Raw genomic sequence first — 18,973 nt, forward strand, 5'->3', positions numbered from 1 at the left:
CCTTTAACTGAAAGATATTTAGTCATTCATGAGGTTGAAAAAGGAAATGGCCTTCCGTCAGAAGGCCTTCTTGTGCCGCAGTCAGCTGCTAGGCTTTGCGGTCATATAGGGTAAGCACACACAAATAACATAGGAATCCAAACATACAAGCCACAATCATGGCATGAATCATAGCTGTAAATAAATAAGCGACTTCATTTCCTAATGACGCGGTTACCACAGCGCCGCTAATGACTTGAAGTGAAACGAGAATAAGGGCCCATTTGCTCCCAAACCAAAGCTTGTCTGTACTCTGATAATGGCGTCGCGCCTGAAGATACAGAAATAAAATACAGATAAACAGCAGCAAGGCGGCAATCCGATGGGTAAAAACAATCCCCGTTGCACCGCTGAGCTCTGGAATCACTTCTCCATTGCATAAAGGCCAACCCGAGCAACCACCTGAGGAAACGGTATGTCGCACGAATGCTCCTAGATAAACAACTACATAGCTGTAAATGGCGGTAAACCAGACGATCACTTTAAAGGTTTTGTGAATCGGTGTCGTCCGCACAAATTGTCCCCATGGTGTAAACACGAGGGCAAGCAGCAAGGAAAAAGCAAAAGCAAGTAAGGATAAACCGAAATGAAGTGCCAACACAAGGGAAGATTGCGGCCAAACAACGGCCAGAGCACCCATGGCTGCTTGAATGAGCGTCATCACCACGGTTGCAGTGATAAAGAATTTAGCATCTTTACGTTTCACATAGCGAAAAACTAAGAAGAATGTTGCTACAAGAATAAGCGTTACAACACCTACAACTAAGCGATGACTGTACTCAATAAAAGAAGAAATGGTATGCGCCGGAATGAATTTACCATGACACAACGGCCATTCATCTCCACAGCCTCGACCTGCGTCAGCTTTGGTTACTAAGGCACCCATAGCAAGAATTAGAAACATGCCGATGGCGGATAAATTAGCTAATCTTTGGATCCATTTTTGCACGATTGCACCTACTTTATGTCATATCTACTGAGGATCTGTCGAATACTGTTGTTCCGCTTTCAATTATAGCTGTAATATGAAGGCATTTCCATTCGCAAATGTTACAAAGCTCCGAAACCACAGGGAATCTGCTATTCGCTGACTGCATAGGCTCCCCAACACATGGAAAAAACATTATAGTGTGTGCAGTTCGGAAGCATTTATTCGGGAAATACGTTGCGAAGCAAAAAAGGCACGGTTTCCGTGCCTTTTTTGCTTCGCGTAAGAGTTACTCGATTTTTTCGACTAACCCCACTCATTGCGCCTCTGTTTCGCACGAGTTACTCAATTTTTCGACTAACTCCATTCATTGCGCCTCTGCTTCAAACGAGTTACTCGATTTTCTCGACTAACTCCACTCATTTCGTCTATGTCTCACACGAGTTACTCGATTTTTTCGACTAACTCCACTCATTTCGTCTATGTCTCATACGAGTTACTCGATTTTTTCGACTAACTCCACTCATTTCGTCTCTGTTTCATACGAGTTACTCGATTTTTTCGACTAACTCCATTCATTGCGCCTCTGTCTCGCACCAGTTACTCGATTTTTTCGACTAACTCCATTCATTGCGCCTCTGTCTCGCACGAGTTACTCGATTTTTTCGACTAACTCCATTCATTGCGCCTCTGTTTCGCACGAGTTACTCGATTTTTTCGACTAACTCTATTCATTACGCCTCTGCCTAAACAACTCGCACGTAAGGAAAATGGGTAGATAATTCGGCAGAATCGGACTATTTGTCTATTTTAGAAAGGAATCCACGTTTTAATTCGGAAATATCGGAATATCGCAGATTTCGGCAGGGGCTAAAGTGAGCAGCAGTGATGTAGTGATGATAAGAAGCTAGTGTAGTCTCTTTCAGTTCAGTCTCCAGCTTCTGCTTCTTCTTCTTCTTCTGCTTCTGCTCCTGCTCCTGCTCCAGCTTCTTCTTCTTCTTCTGCTTCTGCTTCTGCTCCTACTCCAGCTCCAGCTTCTGCTTTTGCTTCTGCTCCTGCTTCTGCTCCTAGCTAACAAAAACACCGCCTTCAGATTTCATCCGACGACGGTGTCCATAGGCCATTCTAAGGCGCTAACGCATTTGATACTTCAATCGCACGATCAAGGAACTGCTCAATTTCTTCGCGTGTTTTACGCAGCTTGCTGACGAAACGAACAAGCTCTTGGCCGCCGCGGAAAGCAATGAAACTCGGGATGCCTAAGATGTTCAATTGCTCACAAAGGTCTGGGAATTCATCGCGATCCAGTTCAATGAACGTGAGACGACCTTCGTAGGCTTGTTCAACTGCAGGCATAAAAGGATCAATATAATGGCAATCCTTACACCATGTCGCCTTGAAAATGGCAATCGTCACGCCTTCTTGTGAAATTTGTTCTTGAAATTGTTGTTCGGTTGAAACTTTACGCATGAAGACACCTCTTACTTCTGGAATTTACTCTCTTATAGCATGTGTGAAAATGAGTGTCAAGCGTTGTACCATTTTCTGTATTCCTGATCATTTCATTTTACAATTAAAGTAAAAAGTGATATCATATAAATATCAAAATAATATTCAAAACCCGGGGAGGTATTACATCTATGAAAGAAACTAACGTATGGTCATTCAATGGCTTTATTGGCTTACTCTTATTTTTCGCCGCTCTCGGGCTAGGCATTTACAGTTTCACTCAAGAGAGCATTTTGATTGGTTTTATTTTGATCATAATTGGCATCATTTCCCTGTCGACAATTACTGTCGTTCAGCCGAATCAAGCCGCGGTCATTACATTTTTCGGGAGCTATCTAGGCACGATTCGCAAGAGTGGATTTTGGCTCGTGGTTCCCTTTTCTTCACGCAAGAAGATTTCGCTGCGGGTTCGCAATTTTAACAGTGTTAAATTAAAAGTTAATGATATCGATGGGAATCCGATTGAAATTGCTGCTGTGATCGTGTTTAAAGTCGTTGATACGTACAAGGCCTTGTTCGATGTAGATAGTTATGAGAAATTCGTTGAAATTCAAAGTGAGACAGCACTACGTCATGTGGCTAGCAAGTATCCTTATGATCGTTACGAAACAGAAGGCTATTCGTTAAGAGGAAATGCCGATGAGGTTGCGGCTGAACTCAGCACAGAGCTTCAGCATCGTCTTTCCGTTGCAGGTGTTGAGGTGATTGAGTCCCGTCTGACTCACCTGGCCTACTCCACCGAAATTGCCAGCGCCATGCTGCAGCGTCAACAAGCATCAGCGATTTTATCAGCACGCTCCATTATTGTAGAAGGCGCCGTTGGCATGGTTCAAATGGCTGTCGAACAATTGGAAGCCAAGGGTCTGCAGCTTGACGAGGAGCGTAAAGCTGCCATGATCAACAATCTCCTAGTTGCGATTGTATCTGATCGTTCAGCAACTCCGGTCATTAATACCGGATCGTTGTACTAACGGAGCCATGTTATGGCTGCCAAGAAAAATTTCCCGCTTCGACTAGATCCGAAGCTGCACCAAGCTTTAGAGCAGTGGGCTGAGGATGAGTTCCGAAGTGTTAACGGACACATTGAATATTTACTCCGAGAAGCGCTCCTCCGTTCGGGAAGGCTCCCCAAATCTAGTGCCGCGCAGCAAGCGAATGAAAATTTGGATAACTAACGAAAAACATCTTACATGGCATTCGCCTGTAAGATGTTTTTACATTTTCATAAGTTGTAATCGTAATCATTGGTGCAGAAATGGTCTGTGGTACAGTAAATTCCGCTCACTACACATTTATTCCCTCCTTTTGACATACCCCTAAGCTAACATGCAAATAATAGAAAGATGGATTTCGCTCTAGTAAGGAGGCCCATGATGAGAGTAAATCTTCCACCCGAAAACGAGGACGATAAGGGATTTTATTACAAAATCAGAGGACTCCCGGGCGCTATTGTCCAGCTTGTTAAACAGCAAGCCGCTAAGTTAACAAGCTCTTCTGATCAAATTCACGGATTGCCATTGCGAATCGATATCTCCCCCACCGCGATTGCAAGAATAGAAAAGGGGTTAGATCAGCAGCTAGCTTTGCAGCAAGGAGGCGTCGATGCCCCCTCACCCACCGTTGTTGAACAACATATTCTTCAACAGATCATCGCCAAAACGCAGACAGATAATCGCAATAATGTGACACGTACACAAGCGTATTGGGCGTGCTATCGCGACTTTCCAGAGCTTCACTGGGCATTGTTAGCTCACATGGTATCACGCAATGGGGGGTGGTGTATGACGGATTTACGCGGGGAACTGCTGCCTCACTTGATGAGCAATAAAGCCACAGATCACTTATTTTCCTTTCTGGAACGCGCGAATGCCCTAATCTTCCAAGATGCCTACCCGCAAATGCTGCTATATGCCGAAAGTAAACGGAGAAAGGTTAGTTTATTTCATCTTCTCCCTCATTTGCATATATCAGCTTGGATGCTTCCGATCTGGCGGGATTTCTGGCATTTCCAAGATACCGCCCTTCTTACCCTAGGGCTAATTGTCAATGAGCAGAGTTACGTTGAAGAACGTATTGTTCACAATCCTATATACCGACAAACCGTATTAGACACGCCTCTATTCAAAACACAAGCTTGGCTGCAGCTTAATCAAGTTGGATTCCCCTTTCGATCCACCATGGCGGATGCACCACTACCTCAGCCACATCTTGCTGGTCTTATTCTTGAGAATTTCAAGAATCTCACTGAACGCATTGAATTCGGCAAAACCTTGTATGCGATCCTCTTCGGAGTGCCAAGCGTGCTGCATGGCGTCCTTGCTTTTGCTTCTTCAACTCCCCATACGGGGTCACGCTCAGACTACTGGCCGCATCTGTTCGCGCCCATACGAAAAACCCCTCCTGATCTTAAGTATCAGGAGAGGCTCGATGGCTACAGCCTTAAGAAAGGAGCAGCGCCGTTCTATAGTCCACCTCTTCGCTCAGCGTGGCCTGATAGGCCGCTAGCGCCGGTAGAACGAGGAGATTGGTTTACCAGTGTGGAGGAACCGCTTAAGCATCTGCGATCCATTTCTGTTCCGGAAGCTTACGACTTGACACAAGATATGTGCCTTGGTCTGAGCAAGATTGAATTAGCTGTCGTTGGCGCTCAAACGATTAAGAAATTCATCCCCTGAGGCCGTTATAACCTAAGAACGTTTCAACACACGACTCGCTTTCGCAATGAGCTTCTGAACAGGTGAAGGAAAGCTTTTCACATCATCCTTCGTCACCACACGGGTTACCATGAGCATGATCGGATACAAAGCCACTGTAAATCCGCAAATCAGCACCGCTTGGATACCTTGATTCAAGCGGAACCAAGGAGATGGCAGCACATACGTGTGCGTCAGCCCTTCCGCTGCAAAGCCAAGTCCGCTGATGACAAGGATCGTTACGATAAGCCCGACGAAGCGACGTCCTAGAATGGTGAACGATATCTCCTTACGAAGGGAACGAAGGTTCAGCCACGACATTGCGATGAAGCATAGCCCCGTTGAGATTATGATGCCATAGATACCGAACAACTGCCCCAGCACGAAGCTGCCAAGCAGTTTGATAGCGATGCCGACAGCCACATGGACCATCAAGGGCTTCATCCGCCCCATACCCATGAGAACCGCTCCTGAGGTCTGCATCACGATTTGGAACATTGCACCAGCCGTCAGCAAAGAAATCATGGCAGGTCCATGCGCAATTCCGTAGGCGGAATCCTCAAGGCCAAATAAGAAGAAGTCGAGCGGTCTAGCTGCAATGCTGATCATGAGTACGGCAGGAAGACCTGAAAGAATAGCAAGCTGAAGCACACGTGTCGTCTGTTGTCCGACCTGCTTCAAATCCTTGCGCGAATAAGCAGCCGAAATAATAGGTACAACAGATTGACTCAACGCGATGGCCAAAATAATAGGAATCCCCGCAAGCGATTGTGCACGCCCACCGATTATCCCCACTAAGCCTAAGGCTTCAATGGCTCCAATAGAATCTTCAAGCAATGGGATAATCATCGAGGTATCGATGGCGTACACGAGCGTAACCGTGACTGAGAAAACGACGATCGGGATCGAAAGCTTCAGCAAGCTTCGATAAATATCCCGGTATCTGAACATTTCCGCAGGTAGATCTCCTACCCGTGTCGCCCCGATCTGCTCTGCCGCGGCTTGCGAAGCGGCTGAGATTGGTTGACTCGTCAAGGCATCATTTCGCTTGAGCTTCATCGCATAATACAACATCACTGCAAGTGCGGCTATGCCCCCAGCAACACCTCCAAAGGAAGCGCCCGCTACACCCCATCCCAGTGAGATATTGAGCAAGAAATACGCCAGAGCAATCGATGTGATCAATCGGAATATTTGTTCCACAACTTGCGAAATACCGTTCGGCATCATATGTTGTCTGCCTTGAAAGTAGCCCCGCATGATGGCGATAAGCGGGAAGAACAGCATCGCCGGTGCGATCGCTCTCGTAGCTAACGTAGCATCGGGTCCACCATGCGAAATTTTTTCCGCATAAATGGGTGCGAAGACATACAACAGTACTGTCATTCCGACCCCAGCAATGACAGCGAACCAAATCGCAGCCCGATAAATCCTTTGCGCTTCATGCGGTCGACCGATGGCGTTCTTCTCGGCAACCATTTTACTTAATGCACTCGGAATACCCGCGGTTGCGATAACAAGCAGGATCGAATATAGATTAAAAGCAATGGAATAACTGCCCATTCCTTTCTCGTGAAGCAGATGCACCAGCGGTATACGCTGGAAAACGCCGAGAAACCGCGCTACAAGCGCGGCCACGGTGAGAATGAGCGTCCCTTTTACAAGGGAATCTTTGGTTACCTTCGTCAAGTCCGTTCCTTCTCTCTCTTACAGTTTTCGTACGACCTTCTATGCCTCAAAAGACCCAGAGGAAGAAAATGATAATCATGCCAAGCTGCAGTACGATTTTTACCACAGAGCTGGCAAAAAAACCGAGCACAGACCCAATTCCTGTGCGTACTGCATTTTGCCAAGATGATCCGGCAATTAATTCACCCACTACGGCACCAATGAATGGGCCCAAGATGATCCCGAAAGCTGGAATCACGAAAGGACCAATAATCAGTCCAATCGCGCTGCCCCAGACTGCCGCTTTGGAGCCGCCGAACTTTTTGACACCTAACGCACTAACCGCATAATCCGCCACGATAATAATGATGACGATCAGGGTTTGAATCAACCAGAACCAAAAGCCGAAGGGCTCCCAGCTGATCAGCCAGCCGTAAATGAAAAAAGCAGCATAAATGGCTAGTACACCTGGGAGTATCGGATACACGCTACCTACCATGCCAACGACAAATAAAAGAATAACGACAATCCAACCTAAGGTAATCATGCTCAGTTACTTCCTCCATTCAAGCGAGCATATAGGTGCGAATGACATGAGCGACAGCATGCTCATTGTTGGTCACGGTCGTGATATCAGCGATTCGCTTTACTTCATCCTGCGCATTCCCCATGGCTACTCCAAGTCCTGCTTCGCGTATCATGGCGATATCGTTTTCGCTGTCCCCCATAGCTATAACCTCAGACATCGAGATGCCCAGAAGGTCACACACCGCTTCAACACCCGTTGCTTTACTAATGCCTAGCGGATTCATCTCCAGGTTAGACGGATGCGAATTGGTGATTTCAAGTGTCCCCCAGCTCGACACCACCTCACGAATTCTTTGCAATTTCTCTGCATTGTCTGTGAAGTAGCCGAATTTAAGCCATTCATGCTTGTCTATATCTAATCCTTCACTTTCACGGTTAAACACACCTTGTACCGAATAAGCCCACCACCAGCAGTCATTCTTCACTGCTAGCTTATGCAATTCGCGTATCGTTTCAATGGGTACTAGGGTTCGTTTCAGCAAAGTATCCGGCGACGCCCACACTTCACTGCCGTTTACCACAACAAGGGGCGTTGAAAGCCCCAACTCTTTAATGAAAGGCATGGCACTAATGGCACCGCGACCAGTGGACATGATAACGACTTTCCCCTGTGAAGTGGCTTCTCGAATCGCTGCTTGATTCTCGGCAGATATTTTTTTGTCCTCGTTCAACAAGGTCCCATCCATGTCGAGCGCAATTAATTTATAGTTTCCCAAACTCATCAACTCCTGTCTCTATGCCGTCATTTGTTCTGTCGACCTAGTAAGCAGTGAGTACTTTCTTAGGCAGCTCTTCCATAAATGTTTTGTGCCAAAGCGCAAAGATATAGAGGGTCCATAAGCGTCTTGCGTAATCACCTTGACCAATACGATGCTTATGCAGCATTTTCTCAACTGCCGCAATATCAATATAATCTTCGATGCCGCTGGATTTGATTTGCTCCATGACCATATCGCCCATGGCACCTTTCATCCAATCACGTAGTGGTACTGGGAAGCCCAGCTTCGGACGGTTCAGAATTGGATCTGGAATAATCCCTTCCATCGCTTTACGGAAAATGTACTTCGTTGTGCCGTTCGCAATGCGATATTTTGCTGGAATGCGGCGAGCCACTTCAAACAACTCTTTATCTAAGAAAGGAACACGCAGCTCTAGCGAGTGCGCCATCGTCATTTTGTCGGCTTTCATCAAAATGTCGCCTGGCATCCACAAATTCATGTCGATGTATTGCATCCGGCTTACCGGATCCAGATGCTTCGTTTTGTTATAGTAATCGCCGGCAATTTGCACGGGATTCTTGTAGGCGCGCAGCATCTCGCTATCGAGACGGAGTACTTCCGCCTTCATATCCTCGGAGAAGATTTTGGCATTCCCGAGGAAGCGTTGCTCTAGCGGAGTCGTCCCCCGCAACACATAGTTGCGGCCCTTCACTCCGCTTGGCAGTATGCGTGCGAAGCGGTTCAGCATGCGCTTTACCGATGACGGCAGCTGATCCAGCGGTTTGAGCGACTGCGGCTCGCGATAGATGCGATAGCCGCCGAACAGCTCGTCCGCGCCTTCGCCGGACAGCACAACCGTTACGTGCTCGCGCGCAAGCTGCGCCACGTGGTAGAGGGCAATTGCCGAAGGATCGGCGACAGGCTCGTCCTGGTGCCAGATCGCCTTCGGCAAGGTCGCGAAGAAATCATCCTGCGTGATGATTTTGTCGTAGTGATCTGTCCCGAGCGTCGCAGCGGTCTGAGCGGCAATCGGCGTCTCGTTGTTGGCGCCTTCGAAGCCAACTGAGAACGTGCGGATCGGTTCAATATTCCGCATATGCGTTGCAATTGCCGTCGAGTCGATACCGCTCGACAAGAAGCATCCGCGTTCCACGTCACTGACCATATGGAGCTTGACGGACTCTTTTAACCCCTCACGGATTTGCTCCACATAATAATCGAAGGGTTTCTCTTCCGGTTCGAACATGGGATCCCAATACTTATGTAGGGTCATTTTGCCGTCGAAAGTGATTGTAACCGAATGCGCAGGTGGCAGCTTATAGATGCCTTGGAACATGGTATTCGGCTCTGGCACATATTGAAAGGTCAAATAATTCAGCAAGCTGTCCGTATGGATCAACCGATTCATGCCTTCCGCCGCCAACAAGCTCTTAATTTCTGAGCCGAACAAAAATTGACGGTCACTCACATGATAGTAAAATGGCTTAATGCCAAAGTGGTCTCTCGCGCCGAACAGCTGCTTTTTCTTGCGATCCCAAATGACAAAACCGAACATCCCGCGCATGTGCTTCACGCAATCCTCGCCGAATTCCTCGTACAAATGGACGATGACCTCTGTGTCACTCTGGGTGCGGAAAATATGACCGCGCTCCTTCAACATCGTGCGCAATTCTTTGTAGTTATAAATTTCACCGTTGAATATAATCCAAACGGTTTCATCTTCATTCGTTAATGGCTGATGGCCTTCTTGAATATCAATAATGGACAATCGTCTAAAGCCCAAACCAATCCGATTCTCTGTCCAGAAGCCGACATCATTTGGCCCCCGGTGCACAATCAAATCTGTCATTTGCTGAAGCATCGCCTCAGTTGGTTCTCTATCTTCAAAATACATTACACCCGCAATACCACACATGGTGAGACTCACTCCTCCGTACTCTCATCATTCTTTCTCTTTGACAACCGATATATTAGTATACCATATCAGCCCGTCATTCTGGAAATACCATGAGTGTACGAGAATAACGGTATTCTATAGAAAAATGATGGAAATGAGAAGTCGCTTTAAAGAAGCAGATAACCGGCTTTTTTTCATGAGGTTCGACCACCTTTCCTTCGCGCACAAAAGTTGACTTAAGGCAACATTTAGGGTGAAGCAAGTTCTTCCCCTTAAAATAAGGTATGCTGCCATTGTGTAACTGGTGCTTACAGCTTAAAAAGCTGCTAGAAGCGACCAGATTCTTCTTTCGTTGTCAAGGGAGTTGCTTTAGGGCGCTAGGATGTGCTGTTGGTGCTGTTGGTGCTTACCGATGGCTGCTATTGCTGCAGATGCAGGGCTTTTGGGCTTTCCACGTTATCGCTGGGGTTCTGATTGCAGTAGTCCTGAATTCTCTGCCTCTGCTACAGTAGCTGCTGTCCATCTAATTGCTCCCCTTTCCATTCTCCACACACCCATCCCCCAGTCGAGGCCATTCAAGGATTAGCAGCCTCGCTTATGAAGCGAGTTCTAACCACGCAAAAAAAAAGAGCCTGCCGCAGCAAGCTCTTCTCCTTAATTACCACGGCCTCTTCCCGCCGCCAAGCTTCGTTAAAATACCATCATTCGCCGCGTCATACGCTTGGAAAATTTTCGCTGCAATCGGGGATGCCCCGTAGCGTCCGAACCCACCTTCTGGGACAACGACCGCAACAGCCAGCTTCGGATTCTCGACGGGAGCGAAGGCGATAAGCACCGCATTCTCTACAGATCCGCCAGCGACTACCTGTGTCGAAGTACCTGTCTTACGAGCGACATTAAACGGCAGCTCTTCGATGCCTTCGGCGCCACTTTTCATGCCATGAATAATGGTATTCCAATCGGCTTGAGCGAATTCCTTTGAGAAATCCTCAATAACCTCTGGCTCAACCTTTTTCACTAATTCACCTTGAAAATCTCTGATTTCATCGACAAACAATGGCTTCATACGTTTACCACGACTGGCAAGTGTTGCTGTATATTGCGCAAGCTGTAACGTTGTCGTTTTCTCATTCTGACCCCAAGATGCGTAAACCATCGCCGATTGATAACTGTCTTTCTCGGCATTTTTAATAAAGTCATTAGATCCTGCGAATTCGCCTGGCAACCCGCTTCCTGTTTTCACACCCATGCCGAATTTGGCCAGATACTCTGCCCATTTGGCGGTTACTTTCGCGTTCTCTCTTCCGTACTTGCTCCAGAAAGGGATTCCAACCATCGCAGACATATACGTATTCGAGGAATGCTCGATCGCTCCCGCTGCATTTAAGGCGCCGTAAGCGGTTTTGCCTGAGTTCGAGATGGTACTATTACCATCCTTACCGAAGCTGAATGAACCAGAATCATAGTACGTCTGACCCGCTGTAAAGAACTTTTCCTTCAATCCAATTAACACCGATAGTGGCTTAATCGTAGAACCCATGAAAACGATGGAGGAAGGATGCTTCGCATTTTCTTTCTCATCCGGAAACTTCGATTTTGCAGTCATAATCGTACCATTGGAAATAAAGGTACTGATGTCCTTATAAATACTCGGCGAAATACCACCCGTCCACACATTGGCATCATAGTCCGGATAGTTAGCCATTGTGACGATACGACCTGTATCCACTTCCATGGCAACCGCAAAGCCAGAAGAAGCCTTCATTCCCGTTTTCATATAGAGATCATTGGCATGAGAAGGATCACGTAAATATTGAATATGATCCTGGATGAATTTCTCCGTCGCCTTCTGAATGTCCTTGTTGATTGACAGGTACAGATTATTCCCCTTAATAGGGGCTGTGACTTCTGCTCTCCCAATGATTTTCATTGCGGCATTTACCGGATATTTCTTACTGCCGTTCCTGCCGCGCAGCTCATCCTGATACATCCGCTCGATGCCATCGAACCCGACATTCTCGTTGCTTAAATATTCTTCACTATTCGGATTATCCTTATAGATTTCTTTCGCTGTTTGGGTTGAAAAAGCATTCGTATAACCGACCAATTGCGTGGCAATTGTCGTCTTGTTGTCATCGTCCATTTCATAGGTACGGATACTTTCTTCCGTCACTTCCAACCACTTGAATTCATCGCGATGCTCGAGTAAATAAGCAATTTCACCATTAGATAAATCCGCTTTTATACGGCGTGGCACATAGTAGTAGCTCGGATCCTTCACTTTATTCTTATTAATGTCGTAGCCTAGATCCATCGCAAGGACGATCTCTTCAGGGGTCGGACTGACTGTATTCGGTTTGGCAAATTTGTCAAAAACATCGGTTTTGAGGCGATGAGCTAAATTAATGATGGCATCTTTATCCTGCTGGCCTGGTTCAATACGGAAAAATAAGGACTGTACGGGAATCGTATACGCCAGCGGGGATTTCGTTGAATCATAAATATTGCCGCGAATCGGGGCGATCTTGTTGGTTTGATTCGTATTGGTATTCTCTGCAGCCTTCAGATCCTTGGCTTGAACAAATTGAAGAATCGCTAACCTGACAATTAGCACGGAAAACAGTAAAAAGGTAACGAAGAAAAATATATTGATCCGAAACGAAAAGTGCCGTTTTTTTGTGATTTCTTTTTTCTTCGGATCATCCATAATGGATGATTTCATGCGGGTTCATATCCTTTCTCACTTAGGTCGTACATCGTCGGCAGGCGCCTGAATCAGTTCGAGCAGTGAACGAATCCCATCTCCCGAGTGATAAGGGTACCGAATTATACGAACAGCATCTATTCCTACTTGATTAGGGGCCCAAATATCATTCGTCTCATGATCCCCGACATACAGCACATCCTCTGCCTCTACGCCCGCCATCTGTAAAGCGAGCTGAAAAATAGCAGGGTCAGGCTTCTCCAAGCCAACTTCTGTGGATACGAGTACCGGGTCAAAATAATGTAATACCCCTTTGTCCGCCAGAATGGCTTTCAGCGTGGGAGCAAAATTAGAAATAATACCGATTCTAAAGCCTCGTGCTCGCAGTTCTTCCAGAAATGGCTTCACATCATCAAATAAATCATAATACTCAGGTGCTGTGTAAATGTCATATAGCTCGTGACAGCAGTTGAAAATCTCTTCCTCTGTCCATTCCTCATGAATGCCTAGTTTATTCAGCACATAGTGATATAGGTTAACCCAGAATTCACGATCTGACTCTGGACTGCACACCACGAAGTTATCTTTTTTCTCAACATAATAAAATAGACGAAATGCCTCTGTAAAAAGTTCATGAATATGAGCTTCATCTCGGTCAACGGAGCGCAATTGCAAATACTGCTTTAGAATCGTTTGTGCTGCAGGAATGGTTACTAAAGTATCACCCGCATCTAAGTATATCATCTTGTATGACGTTAAATCTTTTTGCATATCGTCTCCTGCATAATAAATTTGATGAAGCTGATTATTCTAAACGTCCCTCACGTGTGTTTGATCAAAATTCGGCGGATTGAACCAATTCGCTCCGCTTGCTACCCAAGTAGAATCCAGAGGCACCCACTTATTGGTTTCCTTGAGATACACTTCGTTCCAAGCGTGAGGACCATATCCACCTTGTCCATCATACCCTAGACCCGTGACAACCTTGACATCAAGTCCAATGGATCTCGCCATTTGTGCATATAACCTAGAATAATCAATACAAACGCCCTCTTTGGTATTGAATGTATCCTCCGGTGTTTGCTCCTTCCAAATCCGCTGCTCTTCGTATAATTTCACTTTGTCCCAATCATACTGGACTCGGGTTCCCACCCAGCTGTACAGCAACTTGGCCTTCTCTTCATCCGACTTCGCATTCGCCGTAATTTCTTTGGCGGCATCTGAAATATTGCCTGGGATTTTCGCATCGAGCACTTCATATTTCCGTTGTAAAATATTCGTGAATTCCTGCTCAACCGCACGGGTGAAAACAGGTGCCTTCTCCGCAATAAAATCACCCGTAAATGGTGAAATGACTTCTTTAGCACCTTTTTGATACATTTGTGAGGATTCAATATAAGGAGTGACCATCGAGTGCGGGAACAGGGAGACATAGATGAATAAAATAGCGATTAGCATGAGCGCTCTGACAAATCCTGCTATGGATCCAATCGCTCCGCCCGAAACGGAGCTCAATATGGAATGACTCCGATTATCCGTGGCATATCGTTCTGCCAGCCAACGCCCAAGCAAAACATCAACCAAGTGATTCATAATTTGTTTGATAATGACATAACCAAGGATAAATAAAACTCCGAAACGGAGCAATGGAAAGTCTCTCAGGCTAGTAATGACGGTATAGTAAGCTTGTTTAAGCGCGCTTATTTCGACCGGCGGAATTTGCAAATCCTGTCCCTTCAACCACGTTTGAATCCAGGGTGATACCAGTTGCACACCTTTCCACGCAATAAACATGGATATGATGGCGAGCACGGCTTCCACCAGCATAGCAACGAAATGCCTTGCGGAACCGGAGCCGCCACGGAAGAAGCCTTGCAGCACCGAAGCTGCAATCGTGAGCACAATCAAGATGGATATGAGATTAATTGAAGAGGTTGAAAACCACGAGTTATCCGTCATGCGTGCTCACCTTCCTTTGTTAGGCTAAACCAGCTACTGGCTAAGTATTTTTCTTTGCTTGCTCAATAAAAGCATTCACGGCGGAATTCGCATTCATTTTGAATGTCTTTCCGAGAAAGGTGACCTGAACCTCGTCCGATCCTGTCTTCCCTTCCACTTTCAAGCTTTTCGTTGTTATCAAAAAGGAACCATCTGCATTGGCCTTAAATTTGGCTTCTTTGGCCTCAGATGTCAACGCACTAACCGCTTTATCCTTGATCTCATCGCTGACTTGGGAAACAACACTTGCCCCAATATCCTTTATTTTATCCTTATAGTTAGCTCCATAAACAATAAGTGCCCCTACAATGGCAAGGACTAATACCCATTTTATTACGGTTTTGACAATCCCAATCACGATAAAAAGAACAATAATAGCCCCTACAATTAAATACCAACGATCCTGTGCAAACGAAATCCACTGATCCATCTTTAACCCCTCCTCATTATCCAAAAGTCCCTTCCTATCATACTACATGGACTCCTTAATCTTCATCTCTTTTTTTCCTTAACTCTGCAAGCTTCTTCTCAATTTCTTTGGTTTTATCGATGCTTTTCCCTGTTCTACGAAAGGATTGTCTTAAACGAAAAATAAGGAAAATGCCGACTGCTGCCAAAAGTATAAAAACAATAGGGTCCATGCTTCCTCCTGCCTAAGAAATTGTGTCATTTGCCCCGAAAGGTCATATCCGTGGGACGAGCGGCGTAAAACTTAAGAAGACAAGACTAAATGATCGAGGTGGTGAGACCGTGCGAACAGCCATATGGTTGTATTTATTTATGTTTGTTGCTTTCTTTGATTTACACGCGCAATATCCCATTCTATCCCCTTTTGCCTTATCACTGGGAGCTGCTCCCTCATTCATAGGGCTCATCATGGGCGTATACTCGCTTACGCATCTACCTGGCAATCTGATCGCAGGGTACGGTGTAGACAAATACGGCAGCAAGATGTTCATCGTCTTTAGTTTAATTGTAGCAGGGATCATCTTATTATTTCAATCGAACGTCAAAGATCCCTGGCATCTGCTTTACATTCGTTCCATCAGTGGTTTTGTACTTGCCTTCTTATCGCCAGCTTGTCTAACCTTACTTGCTCGCATAGCGCGCGATCGCATCCATCAAAGTAAACTCATGGCAGGCAATGGCCTCGTTCACACTCTTGCATCTGTTGTCTCTCCTGCGGCAGGGGCCATTCTAGTGGCCAAAATCGGCTTTACCACCGCCTTTTCCGTGTTGGGCTGGATCCTTATTATTACAGGAGTTCTTGCGATCTTCGGCGTCAAGGAGAGGGAACTACTAGCTAACCAAGGGAAGCAGGCGGGTTCAACAGCTATCTTAGACCCGCATGGTCACCATGTATCACAGGATATCAATGATAGTTCGAATGGTGTCTCTATCCCCTGGCTTTTCTTCCTCATCCCCATGGCACTTTCATGCTCGCAAGGGATTTTGTTCTTTGAGCTTCCTCTGATGAAGTCAGCACGAGAGTCCATCCTTACATCTGGCGTTTTTTTCACGTTGGTCAGCTTAGGTGCGCTGCTAAGTATCTCTTTCTGGTTTTTGAATAAAATATCTCCTTTTCTTCGGACCATAGGCGGAAGCATCGGGCTTGCAGCCATTTTCTTTGGTTTAGCCATCCAGTGGCCGGTTCCGCTCTCGGTTTCCCTCTTCTTAATCGGTATGGCAAAAGGTGTCATTTACCCTGCTCTAGCAGCTTTACTTGCCAGTATAACAAGTAGTTCTCGATACGGTCGCGTGTTTTCCTTGCTATCCATTTCATACTCCGTTGGCGCCTTTATCGGCCCAATGATGGCCGGACAGCTTCGAGATCATATTTCCTCGTACTTCATCGCGTTCTTCATTCTCATGTTAGCTCTTTCGCTATTGCCGCTTCGCACGTTCAAATCTCCTGTCATTACTTCATGAGAAACCTCTATCGTGGCCATTCAAAGATGAGCGACCGCGTTTAGATGTAGGTTTTATCGCCAATTAGAAAGATGTTTTCGGGAACCGAAAACTTATACTTTCTAATGTGGTAATAAGGCTTCACGAAAAGGCTTGATGTCGTCAGGCCTTTTCCCATGTGTCATACGCTGTAAATCCTTGTCATTTCCCAGGAAATAACGCTGTTTCGAGACACTTGGATCACTGCTCCAAACGGGGTATACTACTCTAAAAAGGAGTGAAGGTGAGCCCATGTCCATTGCCATTATTGTTGAGGGGAAAAATGATAAAAGTCGCTTAAAACGCGTGGTTGACGATACCGTCAGCATCCATTGCACGTTTGGAACTCCCAGTTCCATCACCCTGGATGCATTGCGAAAAAAAGTGGGTGATCTGCCCGTTTATATATTCACCGATAATGATGCATCCGGCAAAAAAATCCGTTATTTGCTGCGTGATACGTTTCCAGACGCTGAACAGCTCTACACACGTAAGGGCTATGCTGGCGTAGAAGGTACACCTGAAGAATATATCATCCAACAATTAGAAAAAGCAGGACTGGACGCGTATATTATCTACCCTGCGCCCAACCCTGCTTATGAATAACGAATTGCGAATTATTTCCCTTTTGAAAGAGTCACGACATCCTTGACGATATGATCCGCATCCAGCTCTGGATTGCTTGCATCATAGTAATTTCGCAGCTGACCTTTCGGATCCACTAGCAAAATCGCATTGGAATGCGAGAAATTTCCGTCCTTCTCTTTGATCACCATGATACCGAAGTCCTCAGCAAGCTTATGAACCTTCGGTTCTTCTCCCCGAAGGAACGTCCATCCGCCTGGAATCGGCTTCGATTCGAAGCGATTTCCGAATGCTTTTAAAACCTCAGGCGTATCTCTCGTCGGATCTACGGTAATAGATAAGATCTCAGCTTTGGTACCCAGTAAATTCTTTTCTTTCAATTCATCCTGTACCCTTGAAAGTATGGCGCTTGTCGGCAGACACACATCCGGGCAGTAGGAGAAGAAGAAATACACAAGTCGCACTTTACCTTCCATATCTTGGGAGGTGACGGTTTTACCATCCAGATCCTGAAGTGTAAACGAAGGCGCTGCCTTCATCGCTGTTAATCTTTCATCAGGCTTACTGCCGTTCGCCCACAATTTATATGCAAAGGAAGCAATCATCGCAATTAATATCGCGCCTAGTGCTAGCTTAAACCAGTTTTTCTCGAAAAACGTCCCCATCGTTTTTGTCCCCCAGACTAACTAGATTTTCGCTGTTGTATCAATGACCATCAAGATCGATAACAGCGTTAAATAGAGAAGGGAGAACAAGAACATACGCTTAGCCCATACAATTTCCGCTTCCCCATTTGCTTTGAACCCTTTGACGCTCATGAATACCCACGTTAACCCTAGAATCGTAGATACGATCAAGAAGATAGTTCCTACATAACCATAAGCCGTTAGCATAACAGTAACAGGTACTAATAGAACCACATAGCGCACCATACTAATTTTCGTTACGAACGTCCCTTTGACTACTGGCAGAAGTGGAAAGCCCGCTGCACGGTACTCTTCCATACGACGAATGCCAAGCGCCCAGAAATGCGGCGGCTGCCACAGAAATAGGAATAGGAAGATCAGAATCGCTCCTAAATCTACCGTCCCGCTAACTGCACAATATCCAATAACAGGTGGTGTCGCACCTGAAAACGCGCCAACGAACGTGCTCCAGACAGAAGTCCTTTTGAACCAAGCCGTATAGAGCCAAACATATAAAAACAATCCAAGTAAACCGATCAATGTTGCTAAAGGTGACTGGGCTCCAAAGTATAGAACTCCTAAACCGATTGTGCCTAAAATAATACCGTACCAGAGCACGAAATTAGCGCTTAGTCTTCCGCTTGGAAGTGCTCTATTCTGCGTACGCTCCATCTTCGCATCCATCTCACGGTCCAGATAGTTGTTCAGCACCGTACCTCCAGCCATCACCAATGCCGTACCCAGCATCGTCATAATGAGATGAATCCAGTCCACATCCCACTGAGCCGCTACCCAATAACCAGCAAAAGCCGTCATGAGATTCGAATAAATAATACCTGGCTTCACCAGGCGGTAAAATTCTTTCAGGGTCACAGGTTCTGCCGCACCTTGGATAAGGCTAGCTTGTATAGAATCGTTTCCAACGGACTCTTGGGACGAGCCTTTCGAAACGGTTTCGTAAGTGACTTGATTTTCCATGTATATTGACCTCCTCTATGTTGAATTTCCGATC

The 18,973-nt window shown here is 46.0% G+C and carries 18 protein-coding genes; 5 read left to right on the plus strand and 13 right to left on the minus strand.

Annotated elements, in window-relative coordinates; translation table 11 throughout:
- Positions 1 to 88 precede the first annotated feature (88 nt).
- Positions 89 to 988, minus strand: coding sequence for a COX15/CtaA family protein (locus AC58QC_RS18330; protein WP_497416560.1), 900 nt, complete (start codon positions 986 to 988; stop codon positions 89 to 91).
- Positions 989 to 2,092: 1,104 nt separating this feature from the next.
- On the minus strand, positions 2,093 to 2,437 hold the full coding sequence (locus AC58QC_RS18335; RefSeq protein WP_497416561.1) for a thioredoxin family protein: 345 nt from the start codon (positions 2,435 to 2,437) through the stop codon (positions 2,093 to 2,095).
- 170 nt (positions 2,438 to 2,607) lie between these two features.
- On the opposite strand from AC58QC_RS18335, the gene AC58QC_RS18340 reads away from it, so the two are divergent.
- The 3 genes from AC58QC_RS18340 to AC58QC_RS18350 all read left to right on the plus strand — a co-directional run bounded on the left by AC58QC_RS18340 (position 2,608) and on the right by AC58QC_RS18350 (position 5,151).
- On the plus strand, positions 2,608 to 3,447 hold the full coding sequence (locus AC58QC_RS18340; RefSeq protein WP_497416562.1) for an SPFH domain-containing protein: 840 nt from the start codon (positions 2,608 to 2,610) through the stop codon (positions 3,445 to 3,447).
- 12 nt (positions 3,448 to 3,459) lie between these two features.
- Positions 3,460 to 3,651: a type II toxin-antitoxin system antitoxin gene (locus AC58QC_RS18345; protein ID WP_497416563.1), complete on the plus strand. Its 192-nt coding sequence runs from the start codon at positions 3,460 to 3,462 to the stop codon at positions 3,649 to 3,651.
- 198 nt (positions 3,652 to 3,849) lie between these two features.
- A complete protein-coding gene (locus AC58QC_RS18350; protein ID WP_497416564.1) occupies positions 3,850 to 5,151 on the plus strand; it encodes a DUF2515 family protein in 1,302 nt (433 codons plus the stop codon).
- A gap of 12 nt (positions 5,152 to 5,163) precedes the next feature.
- Here AC58QC_RS18350 and AC58QC_RS18355 read toward each other — a convergent pair whose 3' ends face one another.
- The 9 genes from AC58QC_RS18355 to AC58QC_RS18395 form a co-directional block, all read right to left on the minus strand.
- Positions 5,164 to 6,858, minus strand: a complete 1,695-nt coding sequence (locus tag AC58QC_RS18355; RefSeq protein WP_497416565.1) for a putative polysaccharide biosynthesis protein — start codon at positions 6,856 to 6,858, stop codon at positions 5,164 to 5,166.
- A 46-nt stretch (positions 6,859 to 6,904) separates the two neighbouring features.
- Positions 6,905 to 7,384 carry a DUF456 domain-containing protein gene (locus tag AC58QC_RS18360; protein WP_497416566.1) on the minus strand — a complete coding sequence of 160 codons (480 nt, stop codon included), beginning with the start codon at positions 7,382 to 7,384 and terminating at the stop codon, positions 6,905 to 6,907.
- Positions 7,385 to 7,403: 19 nt separating this feature from the next.
- Positions 7,404 to 8,141, minus strand: a complete 738-nt coding sequence (locus AC58QC_RS18365; protein ID WP_497416567.1) for a Cof-type HAD-IIB family hydrolase — start codon at positions 8,139 to 8,141, stop codon at positions 7,404 to 7,406.
- 43 nt (positions 8,142 to 8,184) lie between these two features.
- Positions 8,185 to 10,059, minus strand: coding sequence for an asparagine synthase (glutamine-hydrolyzing) (asnB, locus tag AC58QC_RS18370; RefSeq protein WP_497416568.1), 1,875 nt, complete (start codon positions 10,057 to 10,059; stop codon positions 8,185 to 8,187).
- A gap of 640 nt (positions 10,060 to 10,699) precedes the next feature.
- Positions 10,700 to 12,763 (minus strand): peptidoglycan D,D-transpeptidase FtsI family protein, encoded by a 2,064-nt coding sequence (locus tag AC58QC_RS18375; protein ID WP_497416569.1) that lies wholly within the window; start codon positions 12,761 to 12,763, stop codon positions 10,700 to 10,702.
- A gap of 18 nt (positions 12,764 to 12,781) precedes the next feature.
- Positions 12,782 to 13,516, minus strand: a complete 735-nt coding sequence (locus AC58QC_RS18380; RefSeq protein ID WP_497416570.1) for an HAD-IA family hydrolase — start codon at positions 13,514 to 13,516, stop codon at positions 12,782 to 12,784.
- Between the two features lie 39 nt (positions 13,517 to 13,555).
- Positions 13,556 to 14,704, minus strand: coding sequence for a transglutaminase domain-containing protein (locus AC58QC_RS18385; protein ID WP_497416571.1), 1,149 nt, complete (start codon positions 14,702 to 14,704; stop codon positions 13,556 to 13,558).
- 40 nt (positions 14,705 to 14,744) lie between these two features.
- Positions 14,745 to 15,173 (minus strand): hypothetical protein, encoded by a 429-nt coding sequence (locus AC58QC_RS18390; RefSeq protein WP_497416572.1) that lies wholly within the window; start codon positions 15,171 to 15,173, stop codon positions 14,745 to 14,747.
- A gap of 55 nt (positions 15,174 to 15,228) precedes the next feature.
- Positions 15,229 to 15,384, minus strand: a complete 156-nt coding sequence (locus AC58QC_RS18395) for a hypothetical protein (protein WP_497416573.1) — start codon at positions 15,382 to 15,384, stop codon at positions 15,229 to 15,231.
- 109 nt (positions 15,385 to 15,493) lie between these two features.
- Between AC58QC_RS18395 and AC58QC_RS18400 the strand changes: the two genes are divergently transcribed.
- Both AC58QC_RS18400 and AC58QC_RS18405 read left to right on the plus strand, forming a co-directional pair.
- Positions 15,494 to 16,672 carry an MFS transporter gene (locus AC58QC_RS18400; RefSeq protein ID WP_497416574.1) on the plus strand — a complete coding sequence of 393 codons (1,179 nt, stop codon included), beginning with the start codon at positions 15,494 to 15,496 and terminating at the stop codon, positions 16,670 to 16,672.
- A 270-nt stretch (positions 16,673 to 16,942) separates the two neighbouring features.
- Positions 16,943 to 17,296, plus strand: a complete 354-nt coding sequence (locus AC58QC_RS18405; RefSeq protein WP_497416575.1) for a toprim domain-containing protein — start codon at positions 16,943 to 16,945, stop codon at positions 17,294 to 17,296.
- An 11-nt stretch (positions 17,297 to 17,307) separates the two neighbouring features.
- On the opposite strand, the gene AC58QC_RS18410 is transcribed toward AC58QC_RS18405, so the two are convergent.
- A complete protein-coding gene (locus AC58QC_RS18410) occupies positions 17,308 to 17,940 on the minus strand; it encodes an SCO family protein (protein ID WP_497416576.1) in 633 nt (210 codons plus the stop codon).
- Positions 17,941 to 17,961: 21 nt separating this feature from the next.
- Positions 17,962 to 18,939, minus strand: a complete 978-nt coding sequence (gene cyoE / locus AC58QC_RS18415; protein WP_497416577.1) for a heme o synthase — start codon at positions 18,937 to 18,939, stop codon at positions 17,962 to 17,964.
- Positions 18,940 to 18,973 lie beyond the last annotated feature (34 nt).

This window comes from Paenibacillus sp. J22P51 (genome assembly GCF_059692215.1).